The organism is Pandoraea oxalativorans (assembly GCF_000972785.3).
In the GTDB taxonomy this organism is placed as follows: Bacteria; Pseudomonadota; Gammaproteobacteria; order Burkholderiales; family Burkholderiaceae; genus Pandoraea; species Pandoraea oxalativorans.
This window is the reverse complement of sequence record NZ_CP011253.3, coordinates 3,651,880-3,667,478: the sequence shown is the minus strand read 5'-3', so window position 1 is coordinate 3,667,478 and position 15,599 is coordinate 3,651,880. Positions and strand designations below refer to the sequence as shown.

General features: G+C 58.2%; 10 protein-coding genes, 6 pseudogenes and 1 other annotated feature. Of the genes and pseudogenes, 4 read left to right on the top strand and 12 right to left on the bottom strand.

Features of this window, described 5'->3' with window-relative positions; genetic code table 11:
• Nucleotides 1–114 precede the first annotated feature (114 nt).
• From MB84_RS16150 to MB84_RS16140, 3 genes and pseudogenes are all read right to left on the bottom strand, one after another.
• Nucleotides 115–1,380: an IS256 family transposase gene (locus MB84_RS16150; protein ID WP_046290067.1), complete on the bottom strand. Its 1,266-nt coding sequence runs from the start codon at nt 1,378–1,380 to the stop codon at nt 115–117.
• 371 nt (nt 1,381–1,751) lie between these two features.
• Nucleotides 1,752–2,774 carry an IS110 family RNA-guided transposase gene (locus MB84_RS16145; protein ID WP_046293183.1) on the bottom strand — a complete coding sequence of 341 codons (1,023 nt, stop codon included), beginning with the start codon at nt 2,772–2,774 and terminating at the stop codon, nt 1,752–1,754.
• A gap of 500 nt (nt 2,775–3,274) precedes the next feature.
• Nucleotides 3,275–3,763, bottom strand: a pseudogene (locus tag MB84_RS16140) (IS66 family transposase); the annotation flags it as partial.
• Between the two features lie 39 nt (nt 3,764–3,802).
• Between MB84_RS16140 and MB84_RS16135 the strand changes: the two are divergent.
• Nucleotides 3,803–5,341 (top strand): annotated as a pseudogene (locus tag MB84_RS16135) (IS3 family transposase).
• A gap of 33 nt (nt 5,342–5,374) precedes the next feature.
• Here MB84_RS16135 and MB84_RS16130 read toward each other — a convergent pair.
• Nucleotides 5,375–5,593 (bottom strand): annotated as a pseudogene (locus MB84_RS16130) (IS3 family transposase); the annotation flags it as partial.
• A gap of 74 nt (nt 5,594–5,667) precedes the next feature.
• The gene (locus tag MB84_RS16125; protein ID WP_046290953.1) at nt 5,668–6,933 is read right to left on the bottom strand and encodes an IS256 family transposase; all 1,266 of its coding nucleotides are present in this window, start codon (nt 6,931–6,933) and stop codon (nt 5,668–5,670) included.
• A 181-nt stretch (nt 6,934–7,114) separates the two neighbouring features.
• Between MB84_RS16125 and MB84_RS16120 the strand changes: the two genes are divergently transcribed.
• On the top strand, nt 7,115–8,335 hold the full coding sequence (locus MB84_RS16120; protein ID WP_046289972.1) for an ISL3 family transposase: 1,221 nt from the start codon (nt 7,115–7,117) through the stop codon (nt 8,333–8,335).
• Between the two features lie 3 nt (nt 8,336–8,338).
• On the opposite strand, the pseudogene MB84_RS29060 reads toward MB84_RS16120, so the two are convergent.
• The 5 genes and pseudogenes from MB84_RS29060 to MB84_RS16105 all read right to left on the bottom strand — a co-directional run.
• A pseudogene (locus MB84_RS29060) lies at nt 8,339–8,974 on the bottom strand (IS3 family transposase); the annotation flags it as partial.
• Between the two features lie 9 nt (nt 8,975–8,983).
• Nucleotides 8,984–9,472, bottom strand: a complete 489-nt coding sequence (gene tnpA, locus MB84_RS16115) for an IS66-like element accessory protein TnpA (protein WP_052653462.1) — start codon at nt 9,470–9,472, stop codon at nt 8,984–8,986.
• Nucleotides 9,473–9,589: 117 nt separating this feature from the next.
• Nucleotides 9,590–9,802 (bottom strand): annotated as a pseudogene (locus MB84_RS31035) (IS110 family transposase); the annotation flags it as partial.
• Nucleotides 9,803–9,843: 41 nt separating this feature from the next.
• A pseudogene (locus tag MB84_RS16110) lies at nt 9,844–11,110 on the bottom strand (IS256 family transposase).
• Nucleotides 11,111–11,168: 58 nt separating this feature from the next.
• Nucleotides 11,169–12,056 (bottom strand): IS110 family transposase, encoded by an 888-nt coding sequence (locus MB84_RS16105; RefSeq protein ID WP_245725388.1) that lies wholly within the window; start codon nt 12,054–12,056, stop codon nt 11,169–11,171.
• A 196-nt stretch (nt 12,057–12,252) separates the two neighbouring features.
• Here MB84_RS16105 and MB84_RS16095 point away from each other — a divergent pair.
• Nucleotides 12,253–13,490, top strand: a protein-coding gene (locus tag MB84_RS16095; protein WP_157122759.1) for an IS3 family transposase whose coding sequence is annotated in 2 segments (ribosomal slippage) — nt 12,253–12,544 and nt 12,544–13,490 — 1,239 coding nt in all. Because the reading frame shifts where the segments join, the coding sequence is not laid out codon by codon here.
• Nucleotides 12,534–12,650, top strand: a sequence feature (AL1L pseudoknot). It overlaps the preceding gene by 117 nt.
• A 498-nt stretch (nt 13,491–13,988) precedes the next feature.
• Here the strand turns inward: MB84_RS16095 and MB84_RS29050 are convergent.
• Nucleotides 13,989–14,201, bottom strand: a complete 213-nt coding sequence (locus MB84_RS29050; protein ID WP_046292506.1) for a hypothetical protein — start codon at nt 14,199–14,201, stop codon at nt 13,989–13,991.
• Between the two features lie 137 nt (nt 14,202–14,338).
• Between MB84_RS29050 and MB84_RS16090 the strand changes: the two genes are divergently transcribed.
• Nucleotides 14,339–15,115 carry a hypothetical protein gene (locus MB84_RS16090; protein ID WP_046292505.1) on the top strand — a complete coding sequence of 259 codons (777 nt, stop codon included), beginning with the start codon at nt 14,339–14,341 and terminating at the stop codon, nt 15,113–15,115.
• A 38-nt stretch (nt 15,116–15,153) separates the two neighbouring features.
• Here the strand turns inward: MB84_RS16090 and MB84_RS16085 are convergent, their stop codons facing one another.
• Nucleotides 15,154–15,432, bottom strand: coding sequence for a hypothetical protein (locus MB84_RS16085; protein ID WP_157122758.1), 279 nt, complete (start codon nt 15,430–15,432; stop codon nt 15,154–15,156).
• Nucleotides 15,433–15,599: the final 167 nt, after the last annotated feature.

Here is a 15,599-nt window from a genome sequence, read left to right as displayed (position 1 = left end):
CAAAAACACAGTCTTATGCCTACCCGTTATTGTAAGTGGGTCGCTGTGTCCGGTGTTTCATGGGGCCGCTCCAGCGAGTTAAAGTCAAATCTGGTGTACGGGGCGTGAGCAAGATTAGGCGGCCAGGGGCTGCTGAGCCGGTGTGCTGTCGGTCACCGGCTCTCCATCCTTGAACGTCATCCCGTCAAGCATCGTCGCGATCTTTTCGGGGGCGCGGATGCGCCGCCACGAGTCTTCGGCCGACTCGATCAGCTTGAATGCCAGGCCGAGGAACGTCGCGCGCGAGACGCAGTTGCGCGTGCGCTTGGTGCGGTGACGCACCGTCGCGAAGGTCGATTCAATCGGATTCGTCGTGCGCAGATGCTGCCAGTGTTCGGCCGGGAAATCGTAAAATGCCAGCAGCTCGTCGCGATCTTGCGTCAGCTTTTCGACCACCTTCGGATACTTTGCCGAGTGGGTATCAACGAAGTGATCGAAGGCAACCAGCGCTTCGGCACGCGTGGCGGCCATCCAAATGTCCTGCATCGCCTTTTTGGCGCGGGCCTGCTGCGATTTCGGCAGCGCGTTGAGCACGTTGCCCATCTTGTGGAACCAGCAGCGCTGATGCTCGGTCTGCGGGAACACTTCTTCCATCGCTGCCCAGAATCCCATCGCACCATCTCCGCAAGCCAGCAGCGGCCCTGACTGCAGACCGCGCTTTTTCAGATCGAGCAGCAGTTCGGCCCACGACGCCTTCGATTCCCGATACCCGTCACTGATCGCCACACGCTCTTTCGTTCCGTCCGGTTTGACACCAATGATCACCAACAGGCACTGGCCGTCGGAATCGTCGCTGCGCACGCCGGTGTGAATGCCGTCAGCCCACCAGTACACCCAGCGCGCCAACGACAACTCACGCTGATTCCACTGAGCATGCTCATCGGCCCATTGCGCCTTCAGACGACTCACCACATTTGGCGACAGGCCGCTGACCTGGCCGCCCAGCATGATGCCCATGGCTTCGCTCATGTCGCCCGTCGAGATGCCTCGCAGGTACAGCCACGGTAGTGCGGCCGACACGCGTGCGGATTTGCGAACGTACGGCGGCACGACCGCCGAATTGAAGCGGATGCCCGAACCCGAGCGATCACGCACCTTCGGTACCCGAACCGGCACCGGACCGATGGCCGTGACGACTTCGCGCTCTGGTAGGTAGCCGTTGCGCACCACGGCACGCCGACCGTCGATCGACCTCACGTTGCTGTACTGTTCAAGCATGCTCGCCAGTTCCGCTTCGACTGCCTGCTCGATGATCTGCCGCGCGCCTTGCTGGATCAGTTCATCGAGCGCGCTCTTCGTTTGTGCTTTACTGCCGTTCGTTTCTTTCGTAATCTTCTTCATGGTGGTCGGGGCCGGCTCGCGCCGGCTTTGCTCGGTGTGCCTTCGACAAGCAACATTCTCAGCTAAACCGCCACCGCCTTCTCATATTTCCCAAAGCACCCCGTACACCAGATTCGACAATAGCTCCCGGCTTGCAAGGTAATATCGTTGTGACATTGGACGAGAATTTGGTTGCAGGCTTATATCCGGCGTCTGCAGGCCAGCCTGCGCACCCTGATGGAATTCGCCAAGAACGACCTCTACTGTCTAGCGCGCTCGAAGCGCACAGCGTCAATCAGGCTTACGTTCTTGCGGACCAACCTGTCTCGCCATCACATCGTTATCGACCTTCGCAACCTGTCTGCGTGACTCGTGCTCGATACCCCTGCTTTTCAGCTAGCCCTTTGTGCTGCGTAGTCTGTCTGGTAAGTTTTGTCGTGCGCGAGTAACGACCACGCTGTTCGCGCCATCTTGTTTGCCAGCGCGACGGCAACCACATTCGTAGGCCGACGCAGGGACAGTTGCTCGCTCCAGGCGCCCTTGCTCCTGCTCTTGAACATGACCGCTCGTGCACCGTGAATCAGTAGCATGCGTATATAGCTGTCGCCGCGCTTGCTTATGCCGCCCAACCGTACCTTGCCGCCTGTACCGCTTTGCCTGGGAACCAGGCCGAGGTACGCGGCAAGCTCACGTCCGGATTTGAATGCAGCAGGATCGCCGATCGTCGCGACCAGGGCTGTCGCCGTCAATGGTCCGATACCTGGAATCGTAGCGACCCGCTGACATGCCGCCTCCTGTCGTTGCCAGGCAACGATCTGTCTCTCGAGTTTCCTGATCTCGCCGTCGATCCGCTCGATGTGCTGAAGCTGGTCGCGCAGCGCATCGAACAACGTGCCCGGAACGACCTCTTCGATTTCATGTAGTCGCTCGCGGACCTCGGCAAGGCCGGCGACGCGACCCGCTTTGAGCGTCACGCCAAATTCGTACAGCAGGCCGCGCAACTGGTTGACTTGCATGGTACGTGACTTGACTAGCAGTGAACGCATGCGATGCAGGGCCAGCGTGGCCTGCTGATCCGCTGTCTTCGGTGCTACCGAACGCATGCCGGGTTGCTGTGCTGCCGTCCAGATCGCACGAGCGTCCGTCGCATCGGTCTTGTTATTCTGGACGAACGGGCGGATGAATCTCGCATGCAGCAATACGACTTCATGACCCAGCGCTACGATCTTGCGTGCCCACCAGTGCGCACTTCCGCAGGCTTCCAAAGCCACCCGTCCGGCCGGTCGCTGGCCAAGAAATTCTATAACCTGTTGCTTCGTGAACCGCCGGTTCACAATCTCTCCCGTTTCCGTTTCGACCCAATACATCTGGAAAGCCCGCTTTGCAATGTCGAGCCCGAACGTCGTAGTATTCATGATGGTCCCTCCGTTCCTCAAGTGGTCGCGACACCTCCACTTTGGCACATTGATGCCATTCGGTTCTGGAGGGACCCAACACTCCCAAAGTCACTTCCGTGTCCGGGGCCTGAATCCAGCGCGAAGGGAGGGCGGCGTTCATACCATCTGTCTATGCGGGGTTATCCACATCCGACTTGGGTAGAGATAGGTAGAAGAAAGGTAGGGGTGGTTTGAGGCCGAAAAAGGGTTTTATTTTCATGGTGTTGCAGGCGGTGGACGCGATGTAACCCCGAAAGATGGCGATGTAACCCCGAAAGATGGCGATGTAACCCCGATATTGAGCGACGTAACCCCGATGCGTCAGCGATGTAACCCCGATGGCTAAAGTCGGTTCCAAACTGCCTGAAGCATGTTTCTTGAGTTCAGCGCAATTCGTCCGCCCGCGATGATTTCTACTCGCTGCAGTTCGCGAATTGCCGTAAGCGTGTAGCCTGCGCCGTCTTGCGTGGAATTCGGGGTTATGCGTGAGCGATCTGGTCGGCCACGGCCCACGGCGCGAGTTCATCAATCCGATTGATCGGATGATCAGCGATACGCCCGAGCACGTGGCGTAGATAGGCTTCAGGATCGATGCCGTTGAGCTTTGCGGTGCCGATCAGGCTGTAAATTGCGGCAGCACGTTCTCCGCCCGAGTCTGCGCCCGCGAACAGGTAGTTGCGGCGTCCGATAGCTACGCCGCGCAATGCACGCTCGACCGGCAGATTGTCGATCTCCAGCAGGCCGTCATCGCAGTAGCGCGTGAGCGCCTCCCACCGGTTCAAGGCATAGAGAATCGCCCGGCTCGTGTCGGATTTGCGCGAGAGCGTCTCCAGCATGGCGGTGAGCCATGCATGGAGATGGTCGAGCAGTGGCCGGGCATGGGCCTGCCGGTACGCGCGCCGTTCATCGGGCGGTTTGCCTCGTATCGTTTCCTCGACCTGATACAACGCGCCGATGCGTTCGAGGGGGGATGCGGACAAAATCTTGGACTACTTTGAAGGTAGTCCATGTATTCATACCAAGAACGCGTTCGGGCGGTCGAGCTGTACCTGAAACTCGGGAAGCGCAGCAAAGCGACCATTCGCCAGTTGGGTTACCCGACGAAGAATTCTCTCAAGGCGTGGTGTAACGAATTCGAGAAGATTGGCGATCTGCAGAGGGGGTATGTTCGCGTAAAGCCGAAGTACTCAGAAGAACAGAAGAACGTAGCACTCGAGCATTACGTCAACCACGGGCGCTGCTTCGCCTTCACCCTCAGGACATTGGGCTATCCCTGTCGCCAGATACTAACGGAGTGGGTTCGCGAGCGCTATCCGGAAACCAGGAAATGCGTGGTTGGCAAGGCCGGTCGACCAACTGCTTCATTGGTGTCCAAGCAGGCTGCGGTGTACGAACTGTGCACACGGGAAGGAAGTGCAGAGGCGGTGGCCCGAAAGCTGGACGTCGACAGGGTGACGCTGTACAACTGGAAGAACCAGTTACTCGGCCGAGAGGCTCCTGCATCCATGAAACGCGACAAAGGCTCGCCCGCAGAGACAGATCGGGACGAACTGGAACGGCAGGTCGAAGCGCTCCAGCGCAAAATTCGCAATCTGCAGCTTGAACAGGACCTGTTGAAGAAGGCGAATGAACTCCTAAAATAAGACCTGGGCGTCGACCTGCAACTCCTGAGCAACCGGGAGAAGACGACGCTGGTTGACGCCCTGAGAGAGCAGTACGTTTTGGCTGAGCTGCTTGAGCAGCTGGACTTGGCGCGCAGCTCCTATTTCTACCATCGGTCGCCCATGCGGGTTGCCGACAAATATGCCGAAGTTCGTCGTACCGTTGCGGAAATCTTCGAGGACAATCACCGATCCTACGGCTATCGTCGGGTGCAGGCAGCGCTCAGCAGACAACGCGTGTTTCTATCGGAGAAAGTCGTGCGTCGCCTCATGAAACAAGGCGGCCTCTACGCGGCGAGGCCCAAGCGGCGCCGATATCGTTCTTATGTCGGGGAAATTAGCCCTGCCCCAGATAACATCATCAATCGCGATTTCCACGCTACCGCCCCCAACGAAAAGTGGCTGACGGATATCTCCGAGTTCCAGATCCCGGCCGGGAAGGTATATCTATCGCCGATGATCGACTGCTTCGATGGCATGGTAGTCAGTTGGCCGATTGGCACAAGCCCCGACGCCGAGCTCGTGAATACCATGTTAGATGCGGCTATCGAGACCGTGACCGAGGACGATGAGAAGCCGATCGTACATTCCGATCGGGGTGGCCACTACCGTTGGCCTGGCTGGCTATCGCGAGTTGCAAAGGCTAATCTGATCCGATCCATGTCGCGTAAAGCCTGCTCACCAGACAATGCGGCCTGTGAGGGATTCTTCGGAAGGCTGAAGACCGAAATGTTCTATCCAGGGGACTGGCGTTCGACGACCATCGTGCAATTCGTAGAGGCACTGAACGCCTACATTCGCTGGTACAACGAAAAGCGGATCAAGGGCTCCCTTGGCTATCTCAGCCCCATCGAGTACCGTGAAAGCCTCGGGTTAACGACGTAAAACAGTCCAAGAAAATAGCCGCATCCCCTAGGATCGGTGATTGTCCTCGAAGATTTCCGCAACGGTACGACGAACTTCGGCATATTTGTCGGCAACCCGCATGGGCGACCGATGGTAGAAATAGGAGCTGCGCGCCAAGTCCAGCTGCTCAAGCAGCTCAGCCAAAACGTACTGCTCTCTCAGGGCGTCAACCAGCGTCGTCTTCTCCCGGTTGCTCAGGAGTTGCAGGTCGACGCCCAGGTCTTTTTTTAGGTTCATCGCGCAATAGCGTGGAGGGATTTGACAAGGAGTTAAAGTCAAATCTGGTGTACGGGGCGTGAGCAAGATTAGGCGGCCAGGGGCTGCTGAGCCGGTGTGCTGTCGGTCACCGGCTCTCCATCCTTGAACGTCATCCCGTCAAGCATCGTCGCGATCTTTTCGGGGGCGCGGATGCGCCGCCACGAGTCTTCGGCCGACTCGATCAGCTTGAATGCCAGGCCGAGGAACGTCGCGCGCGAGACGCAGTTACGCGTGCGCTTGGTGCGGTGACGCACCGTCGCGAAGGTCGATTCAATCGGATTCGTCGTGCGCAGATGCTGCCAGTGTTCGGCCGGGAAATCGTAAAATGCCAGCAGCTCGTCGCGATCTTGCGTCAGCTTTTCGACCACCTTCGGATACTTTGCCGAGTGGGTATCAACGAAGTGATTGAAGGCAACCAGCGCTTCGGCACGCGTGGCGGCCATCCAAATGTCCTGCATCGCCTTTTTGGCGCGGGCCTGCTGCGATTTCGGCAGCGCGTTGAGCACGTTGCCCATCTTGTGGAACCAGCAGCGCTGATGCTTGGTCTGCGGGAACACTTCTTCCATCGCTGCCCAGAATCCCATCGCACCATCTCCGCAAGCCAGCAGCGGCCCTGACTGCAGACCGCGCTTTTTCAGATCGAGCAGCAGTTCGGCCCACGACGCCTTCGATTCCCGATACCCGTCACTGATCGCCACACGCTCTTTCGTTCCGTCCGGTTTGACACCAATGATCACCAACAGGCACTGGCCGTCGGAATCGTCGCTGCGCACGCCGGTGTGAATGCCGTCAGCCCACCAGTACACCCAGCGCGCCAACGACAACTCACGCTGATTCCACTGAGCATGCTCATCGGCCCATTGCGCCTTCAGACGACTCACCACATTTGGCGACAGGCCGCTGACCTGGCCGCCCAGCATGATGCCCATGGCTTCGCTCATGTCGCCCGTCGAGATGCCTCGCAGGTACAGCCACGGTAGTGCGGCCGACACGCGTGCGGATTTGCGAACGTACGGCGGCACGACCGCCGAATTGAAGCGGATGCCCGAACCCGAGCGATCACGCACCTTCGGTACCCGAACCGGCACCGGACCGATGGCCGTGACGACTTCGCGCTCTGGTAGGTAGCCGTTGCGCACCACGGCACGCCGACCGTCGATCGACCTCACGTTGCTGTACTGTTCAAGCATGCTCGCCAGTTCCGCTTCGACTGCCTGCTCGATGATCTGCCGCGCGCCTTGCTGGATCAGTTCATCGAGCGCGCTCTTCGTTTGTGCTTTTCTGCCGTTCGTTTCTTTCATAATCTTCTTCATGGTGGTCGGGGCCGGCTCGCGCCGGCTTTGCTCGGTGTGCCTTCGACAAGCAACATTCTCAGCTAAACCGCCACCGCCTTCTCATATTTCCCAAAGCACCCCGTACACCAGATTCGACAATAGCTCTTGACAAGTTTTCGTACTCTTGATGGCAGGAATTTGCCATCAGGAGTGCGTGGAGATGCTGGATCGCAAGCTGCTGGAGTCGCTGGGAGGCTGGCAGGGCTATGCCGTCGAACGCGTGGAGTGGCCCGAGGGCACAGGGCGCACGCTGTCGATCTATTTGAAGCCAACCGCCAAGGTGATGCTGTGCGAGCAGTGCGGCGCACGATGTCGCCAGGTCCATGAGACCACGGTGCGCCGGGTGCGAGATCTGCCGTTATTTGAGTACCGGGTTGTTCTTCATGTTCCACGCCGGCGCTTGTTGTGTGAGCAATGCGGTGGCCCGCGCCTGGAGCGGCTTACTTGGCTGGGTCGCTACCAGCGGGTGACGGATCGGCTTGCGGCGGCCTGCAGCCAATTGCTGCAATCGAGCAACGTGCAGGCGGTGGCGAGGTTCTTCGAGCTGGGTTGGCATACCGTCAAGACGCTGGACAAGGCCCGGCTCCGAGCGTCAGTGCGCGAACCGGATTGGTCCAGGATCGAGTATTTAGCGATGGACGAGTTCGCCCTGCATAAAGGGCATCGGTACGCGACGGTAGTCGTCGATCCGATCAGCAGGCAGGTGCTGTGGATCGGCCCAGGACGCTCACGCGAGACGGCTCGGGCGTTCTTCGAGCAATTGCCGCGTGGGGTCGCCCAACGCATCAAGGCCGTAGCCATCGACATGACTACGGCCTACGAGTTAGAAATCCAGGCCCACTGCCCACGGGCGGAGATCGTCTATGACTTGTTCCATGTCGTGGCCAAGTACGGACGAGAGGTCATTGATCGGGTGCGCGTGGATCAGGCCAACCAACTGCGCCAGGACCGTCCCGCGCGCCGGGTCATCAAATCGAGCCGCTGGCTGTTATTGCGCAACCGCGACAAGCTAGACCGGCAGCAGGCCGTCCGGCTCGACGAATTGCTGCAAGCCAACCAGCCGCTGCTGACGGTCTATGTCCTGAGGGACGAACTCAAGCGGCTCTGGTTCTACCGAAGACCTGCCTGGGCAAAACAAGCCTGGCACCACTGGTGCGAGCAGGCCGAGCAAAGCGGAATAGCCCCCTTGAACACCTTCGCTCAGCGTCTGAAAGGCTATCTGCATGGCATCCTGGCCAGATGCCGACATCGTCTAAACACCAGCATCGTTGAGGGCATTAACAACACTATCAAGGTCATTAAGCGGCGCGCCTACGGCTACCGAGACCAGGAATACTTCTTCCTCAAAATCCGCGCCGCCTTCCCCGGTAATGCTCAATGAACCTTTTTTTAGGAGTTCATTCGCCTTCTTCAACAGGTCCTGTTCAAGCTGCAGATTGCGAATTTTGCGCTGGAGCGCTTCGACCTGCCGTTCCAGTTCGTCCCGATCTGTCTCTGCGGGCGAGCCTTTGTCGCGTTTCATGGATGCAGGAGCCTCTCGGCCGAGTAACTGGTTCTTCCAGTTGTACAGCGTCACCCTGTCGACGTCCAGCTTTCGGGCCACCGCCTCTGCACTTCCTTCCCGTGTGCACAGTTCGTACACCGCAGCCTGCTTGGACACCAATGAAGCAGTTGGTCGACCGGCCTTGCCAACCACGCATTTCCTGGTTTCCGGATAGCGCTCGCGAACCCACTCCGTTAGTATCTGGCGACAGGGATAGCCCAATGTCCTGAGGGTGAAGGCGAAGCAGCGCCCGTGGTTGACGTAATGCTCGAGTGCTACGTTCTTCTGTTCTTCTGAGTACTTCGGCTTTACGCGAACATACCCCCTCTGCAGATCGCCAATCTTCTCGAATTCGTTACACCACGCCTTGAGAGAATTCTTCGTCGGGTAACCCAACTGGCGAATGGTCGCTTTGCTGCGCTTCCCGAGTTTCAGGTACAGCTCGACCGCCCGAACGCGTTCTTGGTATGAATACATGGACTACCTTCAAAGTAGTCCAAGATTTTGTCCGCATCCCCATGTGCGTAGCTCCGAGATCAACTCGCGCAGTAACTCCAAACTCAGCGGACCATCGAAGCGCATTGTGCCGCCACGCATCACCAACTCGATCTTCCCCTCGTGCCGCAATGAACATCGTGAGGTCGGGACTGCTTGGTCTGCCGACGGCGTGGGGATACCAACGAGAGCCTTCGTGATCGTCACGGGAACAAACTCGGTCACCGAAGCCGCAGAACTCTGGCGAGTAACAAGCTCAGGCGTGACATCACCGTAAGCGCCAGCCAGATAATGCCGGCGCCATTTGAATAACAAGTTGGCGTTGATGCCTGCCTTGCGCGCCGTCAAAGCAACCGACGCACCTGGCCTTAACGTTGCCTCAACCGTTGCGCGCTTGAACTCCATTGAGAAATTCGCTCGTCGGTAAGGTACCGCTTCCACAGCCACACTCAAAACCTTGTCCACTTTTGCGCCCACCATTTCATTTGGTGGACGCAAAAGTACCCACAGACTCGCCTCCCATCAAGACGGTACTCCTCGAGCCTTTACCGATCGCCTTGAACCGCCCCGGATTTTGTGGAGATACCGTCTTGCCCGTCAAGCGATTGCGACGTAGTTCGCCCGATAAGGCTGTCGTGTCTTCAGAACGCCGAAACACAGATGCACAAGCTTACGCATTGCAGCGCCGAGTATAGACATGGTGGATTTGCCACGCGCTGCCAAGCGTTCACACAATGCCTTGATGTGGGGGTTATAGCGTTTAGCGACGACGGCCGCCATGTAGAGAGTTGCCCGTACCTTGGGCGGCCCGGGAGTTAAAGTCAAATCTGGTGTACGGGGCGTGAGCAAGATTAGGCGGCCAGGGGCTGCTGAGCCGGTGTGCTGTCGGTCACCGGCTCTCCATCCTTGAACGTCATCCCGTCAAGCATCGTCGCGATCTTTTCGGGGGCGCGGATGCGCCGCCACGAGTCTTCGGCCGACTCGATCAGCTTGAATGCCAGGCCGAGGAACGTCGCGCGCGAGACGCAGTTGCGCGTGCGCTTGGTGCGGTGACGCACCGTCGCGAAGGTCGATTCAATCGGATTCGTCGTGCGCAGATGCTGCCAGTGTTCGGCCGGGAAATCGTAAAATGCCAGCAGCTCGTCGCGATCTTGCGTCAGCTTTTCGACCACCTTCGGATACTTTGCCGAGTGGGTATCAACGAAGTGATCGAAGGCAACCAGCGCTTCGGCACGCGTGGCGGCCATCCAAATGTCCTGCATCGCCTTTTTGGCGCGGGCCTGCTGCGATTTCGGCAGCGCGTTGAGCACGTTGCCCATCTTGTGGAACCAGCAGCGCTGATGCTTGGTCTGCGGGAACACTTCTTCCATCGCTGCCCAGAATCCCATCGCACCATCTCCGCAAGCCAGCAGCGGCCCTGACTGCAGACCGCGCTTTTTCAGATCGAGCAGCAGTTCGGCCCACGACGCCTTCGATTCCCGATACCCGATCACTGATCGCCACACGCTCTTTCGTTCCGTCCGGTTTGACACCAATGATCACCAACAGGCACTGGCCGTCGGAATCGTCGCTGCGCACGCCGGTGTGAATGCCGTCAGCCCACCAGTACACCCAGCGCGCCAACGACAACTCACGCTGATTCCACTGAGCATGCTCATCGGCCCATTGCGCCTTCAGACGACTCACCACATTTGGCGACAGGCCGCTGACCTGGCCGCCCAGCATGATGCCCATGGCTTCGCTCATGTCGCCCGTCGAGATGCCTCGCAGGTACAGCCACGGTAGTGCGGCCGACACGCGTGCGGATTTGCGAACGTACGGCGGCACGACCGCCGAATTGAAGCGGATGCCCGAACCCGAGCGATCACGCACCTTCGGTACCCGAACCGGCACCGGACCGATGGCCGTGACGACTTCGCGCTCTGGTAGGTAGCCGTTGCGCACCACGGCACGCCGACCGTCGATCGACCTCACGTTGCTGTACTGTTCAAGCATGCTCGCCAGTTCCGCTTCGACTGCCTGCTCGATGATCTGCCGCGCGCCTTGCTGGATCAGTTCATCGAGCGCGCTCTTCGTTTGTGCTTTACTGCCGTTCGTTTCTTTCGTAATCTTCTTCATGGTGGTCGGGGCCGGCTCGCGCCGGCTTTGCTCGGTGTGCCTTCGACAAGCAACATTCTCAGCTAAACCGCCACCGCCTTCTCATATTTCCCAAAGCACCCCGTACACCAGATTCGACAATAGCTCGCGGCCCGGCCTTCGATAAACGTGAAGGGCCCTGGATCGACGATCCCGACTGCCTCTGCACCGGCACCAGGCCGAGATACGCCGCAAGTTGTTCTGCAGAATCGAAGTGGCGCGCGTGCATGATGGCAAGCAGCGTGCGGCCTACCTGAGGGCCAACTGCCGGGATACTTTGCAGCAGCATCAAGTTTGCTTTAAGGCCCGGATGGGCAGCAATGTGATCATCGATCTCGCGTTGCAGGCTGGCTAAATGGCGCTCCAAAAACTCGATCGTCTCGAGAATCGAATGCAGGACTAGCGCCGTTGGAGCCGTGATTTCCGCTTTCTCATGCCGGTTGCGCTCACGCTGAAGATCTTGTGCAAGCGCTTCACGGCGCGCCATCAGTGCTTGAAGTATGCGAGCCTCGGGCGCTGGAGGACTCCAGCGCATTGGCTGTGCGTGCATCGCAAAGCGCGCTAACACGTGGCTGTCTACCATGTCGTTCTTCGTGCGCACGCCCATTCCCGTCGCAAAAGCACGCACCTGCGCAGGATTAACGACAGACACGGAGAGCCCGGCATCGTGCAGGCCACACGCGGCCATCTCGTGATAGACGCCGGTACCTTCGAGCGCGACATGTACGTGGCTCGGCTCGGTGTGTCTCTTGCCCAACCAGCCCAACAGATCGGTTAGGCCGGCGCGGCTATTGGCAACAACCTTCGTACTACGCTTGCCGTTTGTCATGTCCAGCAGGCAGCAATCCAGCTTGGCTTTGGCAACATCAATACCGAGGTAGAACATCAATTTGATCCTTAATCGAGGAATCAATACCAACTCACCCACTTGCCTTGTACATACAGGGTCCACGCCCTTGGCTACCGTTCAGTGTCTGTGCTGGTGAGGGCGAGGCGAAGGGCATTATCTCCACAGCAAGGTCCAAGCCTTCAGGCTCCAAACATGCTCACTTCACCTCATGTGACGGTAGCTAACCATCACGAAGACGAAGATACAAGGCTCCAACTCTTGAGAGAATGGAGCCATGAACAAGAGATCGAGCAAGTTTTCCCCGGAAGTCCGGGAGCGCGCAGTGCGCCTGGTGCGCGAGCAGCGTAGCGAGCATCCGTCGCTGTGGGCGGCGGTCGAGTCGATTGCGCCGATGATCGGCTGCACGCCGCAAACGCTGAACGATTGGGTCAAGCGCGACGAGATCGATAACGGCGAACGTGCCGGCCTGAGCGCGAGCGAGCGTGATCGCCTGAAGGCGCTGGAGCGCGAGAACAAGGAATTGCGCAAGACCAACGAGATTCTCAAACTGGCCAGCGCGTTTTTCGCCCAGGCGGAGCTCGACCGCCGTATCAAGTCCTGAAAGCCTTCATCGATCAGCATCGCGACACCTTCGGGGTCGAGTCGATCTGCAAGGTTTTGCGGATTGCCCCGTCGGGTTACTGGCGCCATGCTGCCCAGCTTCGCGATCCATCCAAGCGCTGCGCCCGAGTCAAGCGTGACGACGTGCTGTGCCCGGAAATCCAGCGTGTCTGGCACGCCAACATGCGGGTCTACGGCGCAGACAAGGTCTGGAGGCAGATGAACCGGGAGCAAATTCGGGTGGCCCGCTGCACGGTCGAGCGACTGATGCAGCGGCTGGGATTGCAAGGCGCGGTGCGCGGCAAACGGGTTCGCACAACGATTCCCGATGTCTCGGCACCTCGCCCGCTGGACCGGGTCAATCGCCAATTCAAAGCCGACCGGCCGAATCAGCTCTGGGTTTCCGATTTCACCTACGTTTCGACGTGGCAGGGCTGGCTGTACGTGGCGTTCGTCATCGACGTGTTTGCACGACGCATCGTTGGCTGGCGGGTGAGTCGTACCATGCGCACCGACTTCGTACTCGATGCGCTTGAACAAGCGCTGTATGCCCGCCAACCGGGCGACGACGGGACGCTGATCCATCACTCCGACAGGGGATCGCAATATGTTTCCATTCGGTACACCGAGCGACTTGCCCAAGCGGGCATTGAGCCATCGGTCGGCAGCCGCGGCGACAGCTATGACAACGCCCTGGCGGAAACGATCAACGGTCTATACAAAACGGAACTGATTCACCGGCGAGCGCCTTGGAAAACGAAGGAATCCGTCGAGCTCGCCACCCTGGAATGGGTAGCCTGGTACAACCATCATCGGCTGATGGAACCGCTGGGCTATATCCCGCCAGCCGAGGCTGAGGCAAACTACTACAGGCAACTCAGAAATACTGCTGAAGCGCCTGCGTTAACTTAAACCAACCGGCCTCCTCGAAAGCCGGGGCGATTCACCTCTCTTGGTACGCACATCGATTACCAGCATTCCAAACGCGAGTGCCTCCATAGAGCGCATTAGCCATTTGTATTCGCAGTTTCCTGTGTGTCGGCCTATGGCGCGTAGAAAGGTCGCACGATTGATCGCGAAGGGGCGCCCAACTGGAAAGCGTGTCGATTCGTAGAGCAATTGCATCCAGACATCCGCATGCGACTGATCCAACTGCTGGCCTGAGAATCGAATGGTCGCATCGGATCGGCTTATCAACGTTGCTCCTTGATGCAGGATCCTGCGGCCCCGAGCAATGGGAGCGTAAATGCTCGACCTAGCCAAGTGATTCGGGATGGCGCGGAAGCGAGGGGCCAAGCTTGGAATGATCGGGCGAGATCCAGCCATCTTGTCGCTGAGTCCGGGTGTCCCGTTCGATGTGCCCGGCTGGTTGGGACGGCAATGACGCAATGATTTCATTGTTGGCCCGACTCACTGACCGCTGAGGATTCGTGCCACTTCCGAAGTACGGAAATATACCCGTCTGCCAAGTTTTAACTTGGTGGCGTTGATCGTTCTCGTCCATTCGCAGTCGGCTCTCAGGCTAATGCGCAAACCTTCCGATGAGCGGTCCAGAACCTTTGCGAGTTGCACTAGGCTGAGCAAGGGGCCGTACTGCGCGTTAAGCACCTCTTCGATATTCATACGGAAACATTCCTTTGGTTACGGTGAGTGCTTTAAGGATGCGTTTCGGCTGTAATATTGAGGGCGACAATAGTTAGATTTTGGTTTACGTCAGCGTGCCCAACAAGCGAACTTCACGACCGGCATTTGATCCTGCAATGGGCAAGATTGTTGCAGAGCATGAAACTTCGTCCGCGCGAATACGCGCGAAGCTGAGGAATCCGTATTCCTGGTGCTTCTGTGAGCTTTGTGGACGAACGACCGAATATGCAACGGCTATCGAGGCAAGGGCGGTATTCAAGTGCCTTCGTAAGGGGGCAGTGAAGGCGATTCCCCTGACTGATCGAATTCGCCAAGAGGCGCTGCGGCAGTCGCATGAGATCGTGGCCCGATACGAGCAAGCGTTGGCCGGTGACCTTGGGCCTTATGAGGCAGGGAGGATGCTCCTGGCCTATTGTGACGTTCGTGATATGCGCGGTGATTGGACTGTGGAGGCTTTTCGCGACCAGGTTGAGAGGCGAACGCTAATCACTGAATGGTCAAAACATGGTGATCTTCAGGCCGCGGTTCGGTTGCCGAAGCAAGCGGACGGAACCCCGAAGCCGAGCAGGCTCTATTGCGAGAATCACAATCCCAAACGATCCGATGATTCGCGACGAGCCTATCAGCGAGATCGACGGTTCGTCGTTGAGTTTGAGCATGTTCAAGCGGAAATCTGGGCAAGGGACGCCGACAAATTGCCCCGGTGGGATTTAGAGGCACACGCCCACATCCGCCAAGAGGCCTATGCGATGCTACAGGCGATGAAGTCACCGACGCGGCTAATCGATAAATTGATTGAGCAGGGGATTACGAAGCAGTCCGATCTCGCAAGGCTGCTTGGCGTCTCGCGGCAGGCTGTTTCTGCGGCGTTAAAAGAGCGCGATGGCAAGTAATCGTGGTCAATGCTCGGCGGCAATTTGGCCTGTAACAATCAGGGGCGAGATGGGCCAAGCGACTTGACGAATATGCAGCCCGCATCGTCAACGTCAACCGGCTCAATTCGGCCGTCGGGGTACTCGCGCACCAGTTCTTCGGTGCCGGGGTAGTCATAATAAATACAACGTCCCTGGCTTAAATGAAACCTGGCTTCACTGTCGTCATCGCAATCGCTCTCGAGGCCGCGGATGATCGCCAGGGTCACTTCATCGTCTTCCTCGTTCTCATTCCACATCATGTCCTCGCTGATGTTCGCTTTAAGGGGCGTCAACACGAAGCTACCAAAAAATCACCAGCGCGTTAACACTGAGTCAACAATCCGTTACCATTTGATTGATTCTCCGTAGCTGAACATCGTATTCCAATGAGCGTATAAATTACGCGAATTCGAGAAGTTTGTATTCTCAGAATTCTAATTAATTATCAAGTGCTTAGATAAGA

Bases quoted from the DNA above. Each gene is read 5' to 3' on its own strand.
- MB84_RS16150 (WP_046290067.1), bottom strand. From the start codon at position 1,380: ATGAAGAAGATTACGAAAGAAACGAACGGCAGTAAAGCACAAACGAAG.
- MB84_RS16145 (WP_046293183.1), bottom strand. From the start codon at position 2,774: ATGAATACTACGACGTTCGGGCTCGACATTGCAAAGCGGGCTTTCCAG.
- MB84_RS16125 (WP_046290953.1), bottom strand. From the start codon at position 6,933: ATGAAGAAGATTATGAAAGAAACGAACGGCAGAAAAGCACAAACGAAG.
- MB84_RS16120 (WP_046289972.1), top strand. From the start codon at position 7,115: ATGCTGGATCGCAAGCTGCTGGAGTCGCTGGGAGGCTGGCAGGGCTAT.
- tnpA (WP_052653462.1), bottom strand. From the start codon at position 9,472: ATGGTGGGCGCAAAAGTGGACAAGGTTTTGAGTGTGGCTGTGGAAGCG.
- MB84_RS29050 (WP_046292506.1), bottom strand. From the start codon at position 14,201: ATGAATATCGAAGAGGTGCTTAACGCGCAGTACGGCCCCTTGCTCAGC.
- MB84_RS16090 (WP_046292505.1), top strand. From the start codon at position 14,339: ATGGGCAAGATTGTTGCAGAGCATGAAACTTCGTCCGCGCGAATACGC.